The sequence below is a fragment of the Shewanella sp. WXL01 genome, assembly GCF_012263345.1.
GTDB lineage: Bacteria > Pseudomonadota > Gammaproteobacteria > Enterobacterales > Shewanellaceae > Shewanella > Shewanella maritima.
This window is the reverse complement of the sequence record NZ_JAAIKQ010000016.1, coordinates 1-16,518: the sequence shown is the minus strand read 5'-3', so window position 1 is coordinate 16,518 and position 16,518 is coordinate 1. Positions and strand designations below refer to the sequence as shown.

12 protein-coding genes and 1 pseudogene are annotated in these 16,518 nt (G+C 42.3%); 2 read left to right on the top strand and 11 right to left on the bottom strand.

Annotated features, from left to right (window positions below; all coding sequences use genetic code 11):
* The first annotated feature begins 3 nt into the window (after positions 1-3).
* Positions 4-3,153, top strand: coding sequence for an efflux RND transporter permease subunit (locus G3R49_RS19550; RefSeq protein ID WP_167870779.1), 3,150 nt, complete (start codon positions 4-6; stop codon positions 3,151-3,153).
* Positions 3,154-3,506: 353 nt separating this feature from the next.
* Here G3R49_RS19550 and G3R49_RS19545 read toward each other — a convergent pair whose 3' ends face one another.
* The 5 genes from G3R49_RS19545 to gmtY form a co-directional block, all read right to left on the bottom strand.
* The gene (locus G3R49_RS19545) at positions 3,507-3,752 is read right to left on the bottom strand and encodes a hypothetical protein (RefSeq protein ID WP_210147293.1); all 246 of its coding nucleotides are present in this window, start codon (positions 3,750-3,752) and stop codon (positions 3,507-3,509) included.
* A 152-nt stretch (positions 3,753-3,904) separates the two neighbouring features.
* Positions 3,905-4,384, bottom strand: coding sequence for a transcription elongation factor GreB (gene greB, locus G3R49_RS19540; protein WP_167870777.1), 480 nt, complete (start codon positions 4,382-4,384; stop codon positions 3,905-3,907).
* A gap of 18 nt (positions 4,385-4,402) precedes the next feature.
* Entirely contained in the window at positions 4,403-5,026 is a 624-nt protein-coding gene (gene gmtX, locus G3R49_RS19535; RefSeq protein WP_167870776.1) for a gamma-mobile-trio protein GmtX, read from the bottom strand.
* A 1-nt stretch (position 5,027) separates the two neighbouring features.
* The gene (locus G3R49_RS19530) at positions 5,028-8,852 is read right to left on the bottom strand and encodes a VPA1269 family protein (protein ID WP_167870775.1); all 3,825 of its coding nucleotides are present in this window, start codon (positions 8,850-8,852) and stop codon (positions 5,028-5,030) included.
* On the bottom strand, positions 8,842-10,143 hold the full coding sequence (gene gmtY / locus G3R49_RS19525) for a gamma-mobile-trio recombinase GmtY (protein ID WP_167870774.1): 1,302 nt from the start codon (positions 10,141-10,143) through the stop codon (positions 8,842-8,844). The genes G3R49_RS19530 and gmtY overlap by 11 nt, the downstream gene beginning before the upstream one ends.
* Positions 10,144-10,485: 342 nt before the next feature.
* Here gmtY and greB (G3R49_RS19520) point away from each other — a divergent pair.
* Positions 10,486-10,812: pseudogene (greB, locus tag G3R49_RS19520) on the top strand (transcription elongation factor GreB); the annotation flags it as partial.
* A gap of 92 nt (positions 10,813-10,904) precedes the next feature.
* Here the strand turns inward: greB (G3R49_RS19520) and G3R49_RS19515 are convergent.
* The 6 genes from G3R49_RS19515 to G3R49_RS19490 all read right to left on the bottom strand — a co-directional run.
* A complete protein-coding gene (locus tag G3R49_RS19515; protein ID WP_130600422.1) occupies positions 10,905-11,369 on the bottom strand; it encodes a hypothetical protein in 465 nt (154 codons plus the stop codon).
* Positions 11,370-11,430: 61 nt separating this feature from the next.
* Positions 11,431-12,114: a molecular chaperone TorD family protein gene (locus G3R49_RS19510; RefSeq protein ID WP_167870773.1), complete on the bottom strand. Its 684-nt coding sequence runs from the start codon at positions 12,112-12,114 to the stop codon at positions 11,431-11,433.
* Between the two features lie 11 nt (positions 12,115-12,125).
* Complete coding sequence (locus G3R49_RS19505) at positions 12,126-12,794, bottom strand: 4Fe-4S dicluster domain-containing protein (RefSeq protein ID WP_130600426.1); 669 nt, start codon at positions 12,792-12,794, stop codon at positions 12,126-12,128.
* A gap of 168 nt (positions 12,795-12,962) precedes the next feature.
* Positions 12,963-13,583 (bottom strand): DMSO/selenate family reductase complex B subunit, encoded by a 621-nt coding sequence (locus G3R49_RS19500; protein ID WP_130600428.1) that lies wholly within the window; start codon positions 13,581-13,583, stop codon positions 12,963-12,965.
* 11 nt (positions 13,584-13,594) lie between these two features.
* The gene (locus G3R49_RS19495; protein ID WP_167870772.1) at positions 13,595-16,123 is read right to left on the bottom strand and encodes a DMSO/selenate family reductase complex A subunit; all 2,529 of its coding nucleotides are present in this window, start codon (positions 16,121-16,123) and stop codon (positions 13,595-13,597) included.
* A gap of 32 nt (positions 16,124-16,155) precedes the next feature.
* On the bottom strand, positions 16,156-16,518 hold a 363-nt coding region (locus tag G3R49_RS19490), incomplete at its 5' end, for an MtrB/PioB family outer membrane beta-barrel protein (RefSeq protein WP_167870771.1).

The following is a 16,518-nucleotide window of genomic DNA, read 5'->3' as shown; positions in this document are numbered from 1 at the left end:
ACCATGTTTAATCGAATAATTGATTGGTCTATTAACAACAGATTACTTGTACTAATCGCACTATTTGCGTTAATAGTAAGTGCCGTTATAACTATACCTAAGTTAAATTTAGATGCTTTTCCGGATGTAACAAATGTTCAAGTCGCCGTAAATACCGAAGCGCCGGGTTTGGCCGCTGAAGAAGTAGAACAGTTGATTAGTTATCCAATTGAAGCTGTGATGTATGCATTGCCGGATGTAGAACAAGTGCGTTCTATATCAAAAACAGGTTTGTCCGGCGTAACTGTAGTATTTAAAGAAGGCACTGACATATATTTTGCTAGACAGTTAGTCTTTGAACGTTTACAGGCTGCAAAAGAACTGATTCCTGCTGGAGTTGGAACACCAGAGATGGGCCCCAACACTTCTGGTTTAGGACAAGTATTTCAATATTTGCTGATTTCAGATGACACAAGCAAGTATGATTCAATGGCGCTTAGAAGTCTGAATGACTGGATCATTAAACTATTAATAATGCCTGTAGACGGTGTGACTGATGTGCTGTCATTTGGTGGTAATGTTCGTCAGTATCAAGTCAATGTCGACCCTTCCAAATTATTATCCTATGAGTTAACACAAGAAGAAGTAGTTTCAGCACTTGAAAATAACAACGCCAATGTCGGTGGCTGGTACATGAATCGCGGCCAAGAACAGTTAGTTATTCGTGGTACTGGTTGGTTTGAAAGTGGTGAAAAAGGTATTGAAAATATTCAGCAAGTGCCTGTGAAAACACTAAATGGTGTTGTTGTTACTGTTTCTGATGTCGCTAACGTAGAGCTTGGTGCCGAGATCAGACAAGGCGCTGTTACAATGACACGCAAAGCTGACAACGGTACTGTCGAAAATTTGGGTGAAGTTGTCTCTGGCATAGTCTTAAAGCGGATGGGTTCGAATACCAAAGCGACGATAGATGGTATTAATGCTAGGACCAAGCTTATCAACCAGGCACTCCCTGAAGGCGTTAGGTTTGAGCCTTTTTACGATCAAGCAGATTTAATTGAAAAAGCGGTGGCAACCGTTGTTGAAGCCCTTGCTTTAGCTTTTGTCTTTATTACCGTTGTATTAGCGCTCTTTTTAATGAATTTAAGAGCTACATTTTTAGTGCTGATTTCTATTCCAATTTCTATTGGTATTGCATTAATGATGATGGCGTGGTGGGGTGTTTCAGCCAACTTGATGTCGCTTGGTGGTATCGCCGTAGCTATCGGTATGTTAGTCGATGGTTCCGTTGTAATGGTTGAAAACATGTTTAAACATCTAAATAAGCAACTGGAAAGCGGCAACGATGAAACAAGTATTGAAATTAAGCAAAAGTTAAAACTTGCGGGCAAAGAAGTTGCTCGTCCAATCTTTTTTGCTACTTCAATTATTCTTGTTGTTTTTACACCACTGTTTAGTTTTGAAGGTGTTGAAGCAAAGCTATTTCAGCCAATGGCAATCAGCATTATGTTAGCTGTGGTGTCAGCTATAGTTGTTGCTTTATTTATTGTTCCTGCACTTGCCACTTTTATGTTTAAAGGTGGGGTAAAAGAAAGGGAAAGCTTGATTTTAAAACCTATCGATATTCTGTATCGAAAGTCATTGAAAATTGCTTTAAATCAGACCAAGGTTGTTGTTTTTGTGTCATTGGCCCTTGTCGCTTCAGCTGCGGCAGTCATTCCACAAATAGGAACAGAGTTCGTGCCAGAACTTGAAGAAGGAACGATTAACCTTAGGGTTACTCTAGCTCCTTCTTCTAGTTTGGAAACAGCGCTCGCGGTTGCTCCAATATTGGAAGAAAAGTTAATGGCTTTCCCTGAGGTGACCTATGCTCTGAGCCGAATTGGTCGAGCAGAAATTGGCGGCGATCCAGAGCCTGTGAACAATATTGAAATTTATATTGGCCTAAAGCCTGTTTCAGAATGGACAAGCGCCTCTAACCGTTATGAGTTGCAAGATAAAATGGAACGCTCATTAGAAGAGTTCCCTGGGTTGCTTCTAAACTTTTCCCAACCTATCGCTACTCGTGTGGACGAGCTGTTATCAGGTGTGAAAGCCCAACTCGCAATAAAACTATTTGGTCCCGATTTAGCGGTGCTCGCTAATAAAGGCGAAGAAATAGAAGCTGCTATAAAATCAATTGAAGGTGCGAAAGATGTTGCTCTTGAGCAGATTGCAGGTGAAGCGCAGCTGGTTATCGCTCCTAATCGACTTGAACTTTCTCGATATGGTTTATCTGTAGGTGATGTCATGGAAGTGGTTCAAGGTGGAATTGGTGGCGCTGAAGCAGGTCAAATTATTAATGGAAACGAGCGTTATGATATATACGTGCGTCTAGGCGAGGAGTTTAGAGAGAATAGTGAAGCTATAGCCGATATTAGGATACAGTCTCCAACTGGCACATGGGTACGACTTGGTGATGTAGCTTCTGTGTCTTTTGAGTCTGGGCCTCCACAGGTTAGGCGTGATGATGTGCAGCGTCGAGTGGTTATTCAGGCTAACGTTCAAGGCCGTGATATGGGAAGTGTAGTTGAAGATATTCAGGCAACGATAGCCTCAGAAGTAAAATTACCTGTAGGTTATTCAGTATCGATTGGAGGTCAATTCGAAAACCAGCAAAGAGCGCAGCAACGCCTTTCCATTGTAGTCCCGTTATCGTTGGCTTTGATTGCATTACTCCTATATTTTGCGTTTGGTTCTGTCGGGCAAGCTATGCTGATCCTGCTTAACGTTCCTTTAGCCGTTATTGGGGGCGTATTTTCTCTATACCTTTCAGGTCAGTATTTATCGGTTCCAAGCTCCGTTGGGTTTATTACCTTATTTGGGGTAGCAGTTCTCAATGGTGTTGTCATGGTGGAAAGCATTAACCAGCGCATCAAAGATGGACTGACAACAGCAGAAGCTATATTTGATGGTGCTACGTCGAGATTACGTCCAGTGCTTATGACTGCTATCACGTCAGCATTAGGGTTAATACCAATGTTGATGTCAAACGGGGTAGGCTCTGAAATTCAAAGGCCGCTCGCTAGTGTAATTGTTGGAGGCTTAATTACTGCAACGTTACTTACGTTATTTGTTGTTCCAAGCCTATATCAGTTCTTTTCTAAAGGAAAATTAAAAGAGTTTAGCTCATAGCAACTCTGTATAGCCCCATTTCTTCTTCGTATGGGGCTACTCAAGTTAATTAAATAAAGTTTTAGAATGACCAGTACTTCATTGGTTAAACTGGCCAGATTTTGACAGAGTCATTCTGTAGAAATACTAATGTGAATATATCCACTCGATAAGATGCTAATGCATTGATGTCCAGAAGTGCGTTTCAAACTTTGTTGTTAAAGAGATTGTTTGCTCAATCAGTAAAACATGGACGGAGTGAAAAATGGTAAATAACTGTGGTATTCATAGAAGCCATTTAATTTGATTTTGTAACTTTATCAAGATAGCTTCCTTAGGCTTATCTTCGCTGAACATAAAGTATCTGCTAAGGGTTATTTAAATGGTTTGGTCACGAAAGTTATATGCTGCTTTTTGTCCTCTAAAGAGCGGAGGTATACTGGCTCTGATTCAGATTCATTAAAATGATGGCTGAGTCCAGCCGTGCTATCTAGGTGGGCAATTAACTCTTTTATGACCTCTTTATATTTTTCAGGTACTCGCATTACCATTGTTTTTTCATATTTAGTTTTTCTCCCCGCGCCTTGACGATACCCTCCATGCTTTTTCTCTTCAGGCATCTTTATTCTCCTCATATTTTAATAGCGTAGTCCTACATTACTTGATTAAGTTACAAAATCAAGACTTACTGCTTTCATAAATATGACACCTTTCCTAAGTTGGCTGTTTAATGGCAAAATCTTACCAACAAGTTGAGCACCCCCGAGGATAACTAGGATTTGTTGTAGCCAATAGAGTTAATGAACCATTCTTTGTCGCCTTCAGGTGTACGAACCATTACTTCGTCATCAACTTCCTTTTTAAGCAATGCTCTCGCCATTGGTGAGTCAATTGAAATATAGTCTTTTACATCACCATAGATTTCTTCTGGGCCGACAATTCTGAATGTTTTAATGTCACCATCTTCATTCTCAATTTCAACCCATGCACCAAAAAACACTTTGCCTTCTTGCTCAGAAGAGTAATCAACAATAGTCACGTCGGGTAGATATTTGCGCAAAAAGCGAACACGACGGTCTATTTGTCGAAGTAAACGCTTGTTGAAGGTGTAGTCTGCATTTTCAGAGCGATCGCCAAGACTCGCAGCCCAACTCACGATTTTTGTGATTTCGGGTCGTTTCTCGAACCAAAGATGGTCATGCTCTGCTTTGAGTTTGTTGTATCCTTCTCTGGTGATTAGTTTTGTTTTCACTTCTACAATCCAAGTTATCTATAAGTTCTGTAGCGCCTTTTTGATTGCATCCAAAGTCGCGACAGGGAAAAAAGACTTTTGTGTATCACTCGAGACTATACTGCCATTTTTTCCAAGCTCCAATTGATGTCTGCGTAAAAACTCAGTAGAAATTAGATATTCCAAAGCACTTCGTTCTAGTTCGGTGAGCTTAATCGACCCAACAGACACATCGACGTTATCGAAAACTTCAATGACCTGATTGATGGGCACTACTTCATTAAGTAATCGCTCAGCTTCCTTTTTTTGAGCATAGAGAATATTGGCTTGAAGCTTAACGACTGGATCTTCTAGTTCATCTATCCATGCGTGCATCTTACCTTTTGAGGTATTTTGTGCCGGCTTACGTTGGTCTTTTGTTGAAGAGTTGAAGCTAGCAATTAAGGTTCGGTACGATTCACCAGTTTTGTTTCGGATACTTTGTGCCGCTGGGACACCTCGCCCTTTTCCAAGTCTAGCTATCGTTGAATAACTAAAGTCGCTCAATCCGCGCTCTTGTTGTTCCTTGCATATGGTAAACACGGCATCTAATGAGTGCTGTACCCGAGATGATGCTTTCTTTTTTAGCTGACTCAGTACTTGATCAGGAGTAATGTCTGACATGCTAACCGATCCTTTTTAGTGGTTTCGATTTCTCAAACAATTCACGAATCGTCTTTTCGTCCAACTGGTTATCTATCGATAAGTCTTTTAAGCTTAAACTCCCATCCATCAGGCGATCGACATTTTCCCAGCCTTTTAACCTTGTCAGCATTAGCTCTGTTAGCTGGTTCCCCACTAAGAGTTGTTCTTCTTCTGACAGTAAGAAAAGTTGCGGCTGAATATCGTTCTCGACCATCATTTTGTCGATCATTTGGGAGCGCCTGGCTACTGCTTGTTCATCGCTACAGCTGTGAAACAGTTCTGCATTCGAGCACACTTCTGATAACTGATGGAAATAGCTGACTTCATTGAGTTCAAAGCCTATCTTGAACTCTTGTGGAACGATAAGTTGCAAGCTTTGGGTATCGTTATCTTTTGGCTGGTTAATTAGATCTTGGCAATTACGAATGTGACGATGGACGACGTGCATATCCGACATAAATAGATCTAGCTTTTTGGCGCGAGTTTCAATTTCAGAATTGAGGTGTATTCGTTCCCCAACCAATTCATTTCTTTTAATTTCAATAGATTGTTTTTCTGAATTTTGAATCTTGAGCCTGTATAGCTGATGATCAATAACCTCAATTTTTTCAACCACTTGATCAAGCTCTGTTTCTAATTGGGAGTAGCGATAGGATTGAGTGTTAACTGCCAGACTAATCTCATTAAATATCGCAGCAAGCCCGACCATAAAGGCTGGACCTGTTATGAAAAATCGACACTGAATACAGTTCTGTTCACCAAGGTATCCTGCCGCAACAGGGTGATAAATGTTCGCTTTAGTGGCTACTGGGCAACCACCTTCGGAGCAGAATGCCCCTCCTACGGGGCAGATGCCAAAGTCTTTGAATAGATAACTAGATGCAGGCTTACTGTTGTCGATTAAATTTAGTTGTTCGACAGATGAGCTAACTAATTGTGATTTGATTTCTTCAATTCTTTGCTGCTCGACAAATGATCTCAGTGTTTTTTTAGCTTTGCTTAACGCTTCTTTTTCGCCTACTTCCATTTTTTCACGAAGGTTTGCGCCGGTCTTATCGCTTTTGGTGTAGTAGATCGTCATGATAATGCTAGAGTGACCAACTAACTTCATGATGACTTCTAGTGGAATGCCGAATTCATAAGCATACGCATTGATTAAGCTGACGCGCATTGAGTGAGGTGTATAAGGGGATTTGAAGTATGAAAGCGGTATAACTTCGCTACTCTCTAAGCTTTTGATGACCTCATTGTATTTGAATCCACGGTAGGTCGCTGTTGTAACGTCATTCTTTGCGGAGAAAAATAGTGTGGCGGCGAGCCTTGCAGACAGTCTTCCTGCAAATATACCCGGTTCTGTTTCTAAATAGTCCCTAAACAAAAAGCAATTAATACCTTTTTGCTTACGCTGAACTTCATTCAAATTGGTGCGAGTGCAATCTAACCATTTGGTGGGCTCTTTAATAGAATTATACTTTTGTTGCCATTTTCTCAGCTTAACAAGCCAATAGGCGAGGTCTAATGGCATAAAAGGTATGGTAAACCCTGAACCATCAAACTTGGTTTTATTGGAGGTATAATGAACGCCAAAGTCATCTTTCCCTGATTTACTCACCATACCCTGCCGATTGGTTAGGCCTGATAACTTAGTCCTATTTTTCTTCCAAACGACTTTACTATTCTTAAAGTCGGCAAGTTCTTTGTCGGCCTCTCCAGAGTCGCAATACACGATTTGCATCCCTCGGGCAGGGAGTTGCATTAGTGAATACGTATAGGTCCAGTATGTTGGCAACCAAAGATAGGTTTTGCCATTTTCAATCTTGAATACGCAGTCTGGATCACTTGAATCAATTAGCGATTCATCGTCAATTAAAAACCAATCCGATGAAAAGCGATGCAGGTGAGCTAAGTCTCTATAGTTGAGATTATTATCTATAGAATTTGAAGGGAAAATCCATTCTCGCCCGGCCTTCACATATTGATATGGCAATGCCAGTTTATTCGTTTCATTTACTACCCGTGTCTCAACTTGACCGTTAAAGTTAATGTAGCTGAAAGGGTTCTTAGCACCTTTGATATGAGTGATTTCACCAGTATCAGCGTCTTCCAAAGTTAGATAATTCGAGATTGTCCAATCTAGAAATTCGTTGATTGAAAAGAGCCACTTCTTTTTACGTGTTATAGGAACTTGTTCAAACAAATTAAGCATTGGTTGAATATTTGTAGAGCCTCTACTAAGAAACTCGAGAGGACAAGCTTCAAATCCATTTGGTTCTATGTACTCGCGAACAAACTCACATAAGTCTTTAGCTTTTGTATCCCCGCCACGAGCAGATTTTAGGAACTCTTCTATCTTTTCTGCCCAAAGACTCCATTCCTCTGTAAAATACTTGATTTGATATGGTCTTTTAGTGCCCCAGAAATCATAGACATTTGTCCAGCCTTTTCCTTTGTAATACTCTTCTGGCTTGACTGGAATTCGATCATCTTTAGATTTTATTCTAAACTTAGAATACTGTCTCAGCGTAGATATACCTTCGACTCTTACAAGTGCTGTTAGCTCGTCAAATGTGTAGAAACGTGATTTACCTAAAGCTTCAATCCAATCAAACCTGATCTGTGGATAAACTTTTTCAACTTCTTTTGGAAGCAAAGGATCTTCTCTAAAACGAACTTTATACTCCTCGGACGTTGTTATACCTAAACGCTGAATTACAAGTTTCACTTCATCTAAAGTTTGGTATGAGGTATGTTCAACCTTATTTAAGAAATGATACCAACCTTTCCAGCCTTCCTCATATAATTGCTCAGGCTTCTCCGGCAACTTAGGATCTTCTCGATATAGTCGCGAATAGTCTTTAATTGTGTTAATCCCTAACAATACTGATGCCTTACTTGCATCTTTCATATTATTATAGATTTTAATTTCCCCACACCCAAATAAATGGCCCCAACCCAGCCATTCATCAATATATACCTTATCCGGCCTGGCAGGTACACTTGTGTTATTTTTACTGAATTTAACGTATTCTTCTTTGCTTATAATTCCACGCTCTTTAACTACTATTATTAGTTCCTCTAATCTTTCGTAATAAGGGGCTGGCTTATTTAAAAAATGATACCAACTTTTCCACTCATGTGCATAAGTTACCGTAGGGTCTCTAGGAAGTAGAGGGTCCTTAGCTGACAATATTGAATAACTAATGCTGCTATTAATTCCTAGTGCTATGCTAGCCCTAGCTGCTTCTTCTAGACTTAGATATACATCAACACCACTTTTTGGACTAAAAAAATCGACCCAGCCTAACCACTCATCTTCATATACATAATTAGGGAATGCAGGAAGGTGACGGTCTTTAAATCTATTTTCTCTATAATCAAAATAATTATTAATTGATAACATTGAACATGATGCTCTTGCACTAAATAAATGACCATGACGTGTATTATCTTTAATGTTTAAAAATTCATCCCAGCCTTTCCAATCGGATGAATAATAAGACTCTGGGTTGCTGGGTAACTGTTCATCTTTAATATAGAAGAATATATAATCGGTCTTTGTATAAATGTTTATAGTAAAAGCAGCTTTTGAAGCCTCTTCTATTGTATTATACTTTTCTAACTCATAAGTTCCTAAGAATAAACCCCACCCTTTCCAATCAATTGCATAGCACCTACTTGGTGTTGATGGCAATCTAGAGTCTTTTTTATAGTGTAGTTTATATTCTTTTGATGTTTTAATGCCCAGCAGTTGAGCAGCTTTACTTGCTTTAGAATATGTTGAGTATTTTTCAGTTCTATTCTTCATATAACCCTTTCATAATTAAACGTACTTCTTTATCGCTAGGTTTTAAGTAAACCAAGCAACTATCAGGGCTTTTATGATGCATCGCTTTTTGAATTTCTAGCTGAGAAAAACCTCCTTGGCTTAATCTATAGCCGTAGGAATGGCGATGAGCGTGTGGGGTTGTCCCAAGTGACTTGTAGGGCTCGAGCCCAATACGTTGAACGGCTCTAATATATTTTTGAAGGAAGTTCTTTTTACTCTCAGGTTTACCCTTTGAGTTAACAAATAAGAAAGGAAATTTGGAAACAGGTCGAGTCGAAAGGTATTTTTGTAGTAACAGAGTGAACTCAACGGCTTTACTTGCGGGATAAAACATGACATCAAAGGACAGGTTGCGATTTGTAAGCAAAGGTCCTTTCCAGCCTGAGTAGAGCCTATGGCTTCTCGAATACTCATTCCGTGGACTTAGCCGGTATATATTAGCCAAGTATTCATTACGTTTACTGAAACGTTCATCTGGAGACTCTCCATCACTAGGATGAAAAACCGATACGATGGCTGAGCATGTTTTAGGGTCTAGGTTCACATCATGGGTATATATGTGGAAACACTCTGACAACCTCAGCCCACCAAAGTGCATTAACATTAAGATTAACTGACTACAATAATCCGGCTCTCCCGACGCAGACACAAGTCCATGTAATAGTAAGTCTTGGATTCGGTCTTCAGGAAAGCGATATATATTTTCTACATCGACTAGATGTCTATCAGGTCCACGAACCTTTCTAACAAGTAAGTATTGCGATTGGGATGGTTTCGCTAAATGATTTAAAAAGCTACGACTGTACCTTCTGTAGTAAGCACACCATTGCAAACGCTCTTCTGCATGAGTTGCTTTCTTCAAGGGGTTTAGCTTGGGTAAGTCAGTGCCATGAACGGCGTCGAGGTAGTCGCAATAATCCGTAACATGACGAAGAAGAACATTAACATCCTCATTTCTTCGAGGGTTCCAGAACAAACCAGAATCATCTTGGCCATCTTGAATAGTTCCGAACTGTAATGCTTCAACAAAAGCTCTAAGTAAATCTGTAGCTGTTGAATAGTTTGATACTTGGCGCTCAATAAACTTTAAGAGAAGCTCTACGGCAAAGGCATTACGCTCTAGCCACGATTGAGATTTGTAGCGATTCTCGTGCAAAAATCTCAGATGAGAAATCAGCAAACCACTTTCGGTGAAAAGCGCAGGAAAACGAAATAGAGGCTGGTTTGTCCTCAATTTGTAGTTCACTGAGCGCTTGATCACGAAGCTCATTTCTTTGCCTTTTTGAAGTAGTTACGCCATCCAGATCAGTTCTTAGCGTAATAACAGGTCATATTTATAGGAACATGTTTAAACTACTGTTCATTTTTACATTCCAGCTAATCACTATCAGGGAGTCGACGACTATTTTCTGAAAACTCACTCCAACTCGTCCATCGCTTCTCATAGTTCATAGGTCACCTCAAATACTAAGGAATTCTTAACATACTACTTAGTATATAGTTGATGGTTCTCACTAATTCAAATGACTCAACTATAAAAAGAGGCTAACTTAATATCAGATAGTTAGAAGTAGTATTGCAGCTATTAGTACGTTGATAAGAGTAGAACTAATATCAATATAATAAAAAGCGCCTGCGTGAGATTGACCGTAGGGTGCGCTACTTAAGAAAAACCATTGAAAATACCAAGGTAGTTGATTACGCACCTGAGCAAGATGGCAGTGTGTTTTTTGGTGCCTGGGTTGAGATTGAAAATGACGATGGTGAAACCTTAACTTTTCGCATTGTCGGTTACGACGAGATTTTTGGTCGTAAAGATTACATCTCTATCGATTCACCAATGGCTAGAGCGCTACTAAAAAAGCAGGTTGATGATGAGGCGGTAGTGAAAACACCAGATGGTGAAAAGGTGTGGTACATCAATAAGATTTGGTACTAGTCGCCAGCATAACTTTGTTTCACTAAGGTTTGGGCTAAACTACTGATTTATTAAAAGGAGCTGAACAGCTCCTTTTTTATTTGTTGTGAGAGCTAATATTTTCCCATATTGCTTTGACTACGGCGCATCGCCTGCACTGATTTTGCCAATTGTTGATCGGCGGCGACAACGCGTTTGGCTTGCTCAATTAGCTCATCTGTTTGAGTCTGCTCGGTTGTTGACTGGGCATCATTAAGTATCTGCTTAGCGTAGATCAAAGTGATGGAGCAAATCAGCTGCTCAGCCTGACTCAGTTGTTGATGTTCAGCTTGTTTTACAAACAGCAAAATGTAGCAATCAAACAGCCTTGGGAATACCTCATTCAAGCTAAGGTGTGCATCTTCTGCTGACTTGTTTGGTAACTGGCACATAGCCGCAATCAAGTTGCAGACGGTTGTTGCAGGTGTTGCTGCGACAAACAGCTCACGCACACTGGATTGCTTGGCAAAAAAGTGATTTAGCTGGTGGGCATATTCTGCTTTCTGCCATTGCTGTCCAATGGACTTAATAACGCTCATGATTGGTTCTCTTGGTGTCTATTATCAGACTTTTACTTACTAGCCTTTTGGTGCCTTGATTTTAGCGAAATAAGCGCTGAGTGACAGGTATCACCTTCAAAGTATTAGCAAGTGCTTGTTCAAAGTCGGCGGCTAACATGGCAATAGCGCGATAAAAGTCGGTTTGCGCGTGTTGCTGTGCAAGCTCGTGGCAACGACCTGACCAGGTAAGCAGATGCTGTTGCAGTAAAATGCACAAGGTACGTTGGGTGCCATTACTGTCTTCGTTGTCAGCAACTGCCGTGAGCATCATTTCAATTAACTGGTCAATGACTGCATAGAACAGGGCGATATGATCAACAGGTTGCTGGTGCTTTAACTCGAAACTCACCCCTTGCTGCTTGTAAAAATCCATCAGCGCTATGGTGGAGTCATCATTTAAAATCCCTTGTTCACCTAAATACACTGAACCCCATGGCATAGCTTTAGGCTCACCTGGACCAAAATACAGTTGACCGTAGTCGAGTTTAAGGTCGGTAATTTTGTCTGCGTGCCAATTGGTAAGGTACTTTTGCAGTAGTAACTTACCTTGGTCGCAATCAGTAGTATTCGCGGGGTTTTCATCGTGAAAATTTGGCCATTGCTGGGCAAGGTTGTGCTTAACAAAATAGTTAACTGACTGTTCACTTGGGTAATCAATTAATACATTGTGCAGAATACGCGCTACCGCTTGAAGCTCTTGAAGTTGTTCTGTTGGTATATTCACTTATTTTATTCCTATTTAGGGCTCGTTAGTAACCCTTTGGCATAGTCACTAGCAGGGTACTTCTTGCCCATATTACCTTTGCGACGATTAGCGCTACGCCTTGGCTCTAGACCGCCCAACAAGGTGTTAGGTGAGGTAATTTGCGATGACGGAATTGACGATATATGGGCCTTTTGACCATGCTTTAGTTTGAGCTGTTCTATGGTGCCAAAGTCGAGCGCTTGCTTAGGACAGGCGGCGACACATAATGGGCGGTCGCCATGCTGTACCTGCTCAAAACAGCCATCACATTTTACGATGACCTTTTTTACTGGGTCGAGCTGCGGCGCATCATAGGGGCAAGCACGGGCGCAGGCTCCGCAGCCGGTACACATGTCTTGAATGACGTGCACTAGTCCGTCTTCACTGCGCTTGTGCATTGCGCCACTTGGGCACGCCAACACGCAAACTGGCTCACTGCAATGGTTACACGCTAACGACATAAAGAAGGTGGGTACATTGCAATGCACTTGCTGATGACGGTTTTTGTAAATGACATCACCGTCGCTTTTGTAGACGCGTCTTGGGTTAACGCTGTGTTCACTATCAAATTTGGCCTTACACACACGGTGGCACTTTTTACAGCCGATACATTTGCGGGTATCGAAATAAAAACCATGTTGAGTGCTGTCGGATAACATAAGGCGCCTTGATGATATGGTTGGGTGCTATAGCTGCCATCATACTGATTAGGCAAAAAGGATGACATTGGCTTAATGCAAGACTGTGTCATCACTCAAAAAATGTGCGAAAAATGTAGAAAGGGTGGCTAGCGCCCAAAATCGCAGACGCTAGCCGGCAGGGTACTGTTATACCTCTGAGTAGTTAACTATATCGCCGTCACGGTGACCATTCACATTGGCTTTAATGATCAGGTTAGGTGAGGTGATACTTTCTGGTGGTAGTGGCGCGATATGACCGTCACCATTACCGTATTTCTGTTTTAGATTGTCCATAGTGTCAAAGTCGATGGCACGTAGCGGACAAGAGTCAACACAGCTTGGGTTCTTACCTTCAGCGAGGCGCTCGAAGCAGCCATCACACTTGGTCATTACCTTGCGCTCAGTATCAAGTTGTGGCGCATCGTAAGGACAGGCTCGGGCGCAGCTACTACAACCAATACATAGGTCGCTTGCTACATGTACTAAGCCATCTTCACGGCGTTTGTGCATAGCGCCGGTTGGGCAAGCTTTGACACAAACTGGCTCATTGCAGTGGTTACAACCTAGAGACGTGTAGTAAGCAAATACGTTTTGGTTATAGGTGCCATTTGCATTGGTTACCCAATCCCCGCCCGCGTATTCATAAACTCGGCGCCAGTTAATACCGACAGGAATGTCTTTGCGGTCTTTACACGCCACCTGGCAAGCTTTACAACCTGTGCACTTAGTTGTGTCGATATAAAAGCCATATTGAACGTTAGTAGTCATGATGCTGCTCCTTAAGCTTTCGCAACCTGTGCGCGGTTGGTGTGTTGAGGGTTACCTTTAACAACAGGGGTTGGGGCGTATTTGGTCAAGGTGTTAATACAGCCACCAATGTCTATCACATGGCCTGATGGACCTACTCGGCCATCTGGGTCTGGAGTGTACCAGCCACCTTGCCCTAACATGGCAACGCCTGGTGTTACACGTGATGTGATGCGCACTGGCAGTTCCACGGTGCCGCGATCGTTGTACAGGTGGATTAGCTCGCCTTGATTTAGCCCGCGAGCATTAGCATCAACCGGGTTCATCCAAACTGCATCTTCAACGGCTTCACGTAACCAAGGCACATTGTGATAGCTTGAGTGAGTGCGACCTTTAGTATGGAAGCCACATAGTTGCAGCGGGTAAGATTTAGCGCTTTCGTTGTCTTCAAAACCTTCAGCAGTGACAACGTATTTAGGTAGTGGCGAAATCGTTTCCCCCTCTTTGATTGTCCAGGTACCCGCTTTGTAGGCATTAGACAGTGAGTAGATCTCGATTTTACCTGTGACGGTCGGGCGAGGATTAGCTACTGGGTCAGCAATAAAGCTTTGCAGTGCAACATTTGAACTTGGTGCGTACTTTCTAAAGACACCGACTTCTTGCGCTTCGCTGTAGGTTGCAGGCATTGAGATATCGGAGTTCGCCGCTTTGGTTTCATCATAGATTTTCTCACACCATTCACGCCCTGTGCGACCTTCAGTATATTCACCACCTTTACCCATTTTCTCAGCAATGCCGGCGCAGATGTCGTACATTGACTTAGAATCACCCACTGGCGTTAGCGAGGTACTCATCATAGTGGCATATGCCATTTGACCTGATGCATAGCTGTCGTTGGCAACGTCTTCTGACTCCAGCCAAGTGGTGTCAGGCAGTAAGATATCTGCAAACTTGGCTGATGGCGTCATCCAGCAGTCAGTAACAATGATCATTTCGCACATAGTGTCATCTTGTAAGATGGCAGCTGTGCCGTTGCTGTCTGAGTGCTGGTTAATAAGCGCATTACCAGATGCGTTGATAATAACTTTGATATTGCTATTTAGCTTAGCGTCGTTGTTGTCGGCTAACTCATTAGTGCCACTGGTTGCAAAGCGCACACCGTCAGTCGTGCCAGTAAACTCTTCGCCGCGCACAATCGCGTCACTCCAAGAGAAAACAGGAATTGTTACATCAACTGGGTTACTACCGGCTGACATACCACTAATTGGGAATGAATAGCTGCTGTTCATGGCGCCAGTATTCACTCCTGGGGTACCAATTTTGCCTGTCATGATTGCTAGCATGTACGCGGCGCGAGTGTTTTGGTCACCGTTGGAGTGACGGCTTACACCGCCACCTACGATAATGTAAGGTGCCTTTGCTGCCATGATTTTATCAGCAAGTTCGCGAATATCGTCTGCGGTAATACCACAGATTGACTCTGCCCACTCTGGTGTGCGTGCACCTTGAGTTTGGTATTTACCTAAACCTAGGATGTAGTCGTGGTAGTTATCAGTTACGTCGATATGGGTAGCATGACGGTCGCCTTTTGCTTCTAAGTCGGCTTTGGTTGCTTCAAGTGATGCTTGGTCATAACCGACACAGTATTTATCAAGGAATGATTTCGCGTTGCTATCAACCCAGCCTGAGTTGATCATTTGATAAATAATGGCTTCAATAATTGCCGCATCTGTACCAGGGCGAATTGCTAGCCATTTGTTTTCATTACCGCGCATAGAGTCAGTGTACTTAGGGTCAATCATGTACACTTCAATGTTATTGGTGTTGGCTTCAAGTGCTTTGATGAAATCGTAGCCTTCGCCCGAACCAGATTGGCGAATTTCATTTGGGTTGTAGCCAAAACCAACGAAGAGGTCGCTGTTTTCGATTTCAGACAGGCTAGAACCACCGATTGAGTCCCACTGATCGCCATAGGTCGCCATACAGGCTGAATATACCTGTGCCCAAGAGTAATCCCAGTGGTGATTTAAGAAGCCACCATTAAGGTTTAGCAGGCGACCCCAAGTCGCTGTGTTTGACGCAAAGCCGTAGTATGCGCCAGTACCATAGTTAAAGTAGATAGACTCATTACCGTACTCTTGCGCAACAGACTGAAGTTTAGCTGCAATTTCTGAGTAAGCTTGGTCCCACGTAATAGGCACAAATTTGCCTTCGCCACGTTTACCCACGCGTTTCATCGGTGTAGTTAAGCGATCTGGTGCATAAGTGCGTTGTTTAAGTGAACGGCCACGAGCACAAGCACGGATTTGATGGTTGACACCATACTCGTCGGTGGTCTCGTGATCTGTCTCAATACGTGTGATCACCCCATCACGGCTAAACACTTTAATTGGGCAGTTTGAGCCACAGTTAACTAGACATGCAGACCAGTTGATGACTTCATCTGCAACTGGCGGCTCTGGTGGATTAACATTAGCTTCATCAGAGCTCGTTTTACATCCGACCACAGTAGCAGCACAGCTTAGTGCAGCACTGGCTTTTAAAAAACTTCTGCGTTCCATAATCTTCTCCTCCGGGAATAAATCGATGCGTATTAGTGCAACTTGTAGGTAAACGACAGCATCACTTGGTGCGCGTTGTAGTTATGGTTGATATCGCCCAAGGTGATCATCCCTGGGATGTCATTAACCCCTACGGTTGCTGCATCGGTATCGAAATAGCGTTCATAGCGGTAAGTGAGTTTCAATGCCATTTGCTCATCAATGGCATAGTTGGCATAAGCACTGGCACCATGACGATATGAGTAGTAATCGCCATAAAGCACGCCTGTGTCGCTGCCAATAGGGTAGGTATCGCTAATTGAGTTACTGAAGTTGTAATCAAGCCCTAGGCTGAGCTTGTCCTGCATAAGGCCGGCATAGTTAAGTCCAGCACCCAGGTTGATAAATTGGTCTTC

Excerpts from the sequence above, each read along its gene's own strand:
- G3R49_RS19550 (WP_167870779.1), top strand. The coding sequence starts at position 4 with ATGTTTAATCGAATAATTGATTGGTCTATTAACAACAGATTACTTGTA.
- G3R49_RS19545 (WP_210147293.1), bottom strand. The coding sequence starts at position 3,752 with ATGCCTGAAGAGAAAAAGCATGGAGGGTATCGTCAAGGCGCGGGGAGA.
- gmtX (WP_167870776.1), bottom strand. The coding sequence starts at position 5,026 with ATGTCAGACATTACTCCTGATCAAGTACTGAGTCAGCTAAAAAAGAAA.
- G3R49_RS19530 (WP_167870775.1), bottom strand. The coding sequence starts at position 8,852 with ATGAAGAATAGAACTGAAAAATACTCAACATATTCTAAAGCAAGTAAA.
- gmtY (WP_167870774.1), bottom strand. The coding sequence starts at position 10,143 with ATGAGCTTCGTGATCAAGCGCTCAGTGAACTACAAATTGAGGACAAAC.
- G3R49_RS19515 (WP_130600422.1), bottom strand. The coding sequence starts at position 11,369 with ATGAGCGTTATTAAGTCCATTGGACAGCAATGGCAGAAAGCAGAATAT.
- G3R49_RS19505 (WP_130600426.1), bottom strand. The coding sequence starts at position 12,794 with ATGTTATCCGACAGCACTCAACATGGTTTTTATTTCGATACCCGCAAA.
- G3R49_RS19500 (WP_130600428.1), bottom strand. The coding sequence starts at position 13,583 with ATGACTACTAACGTTCAATATGGCTTTTATATCGACACAACTAAGTGC.
- G3R49_RS19495 (WP_167870772.1), bottom strand. The coding sequence starts at position 16,123 with ATGGAACGCAGAAGTTTTTTAAAAGCCAGTGCTGCACTAAGCTGTGCT.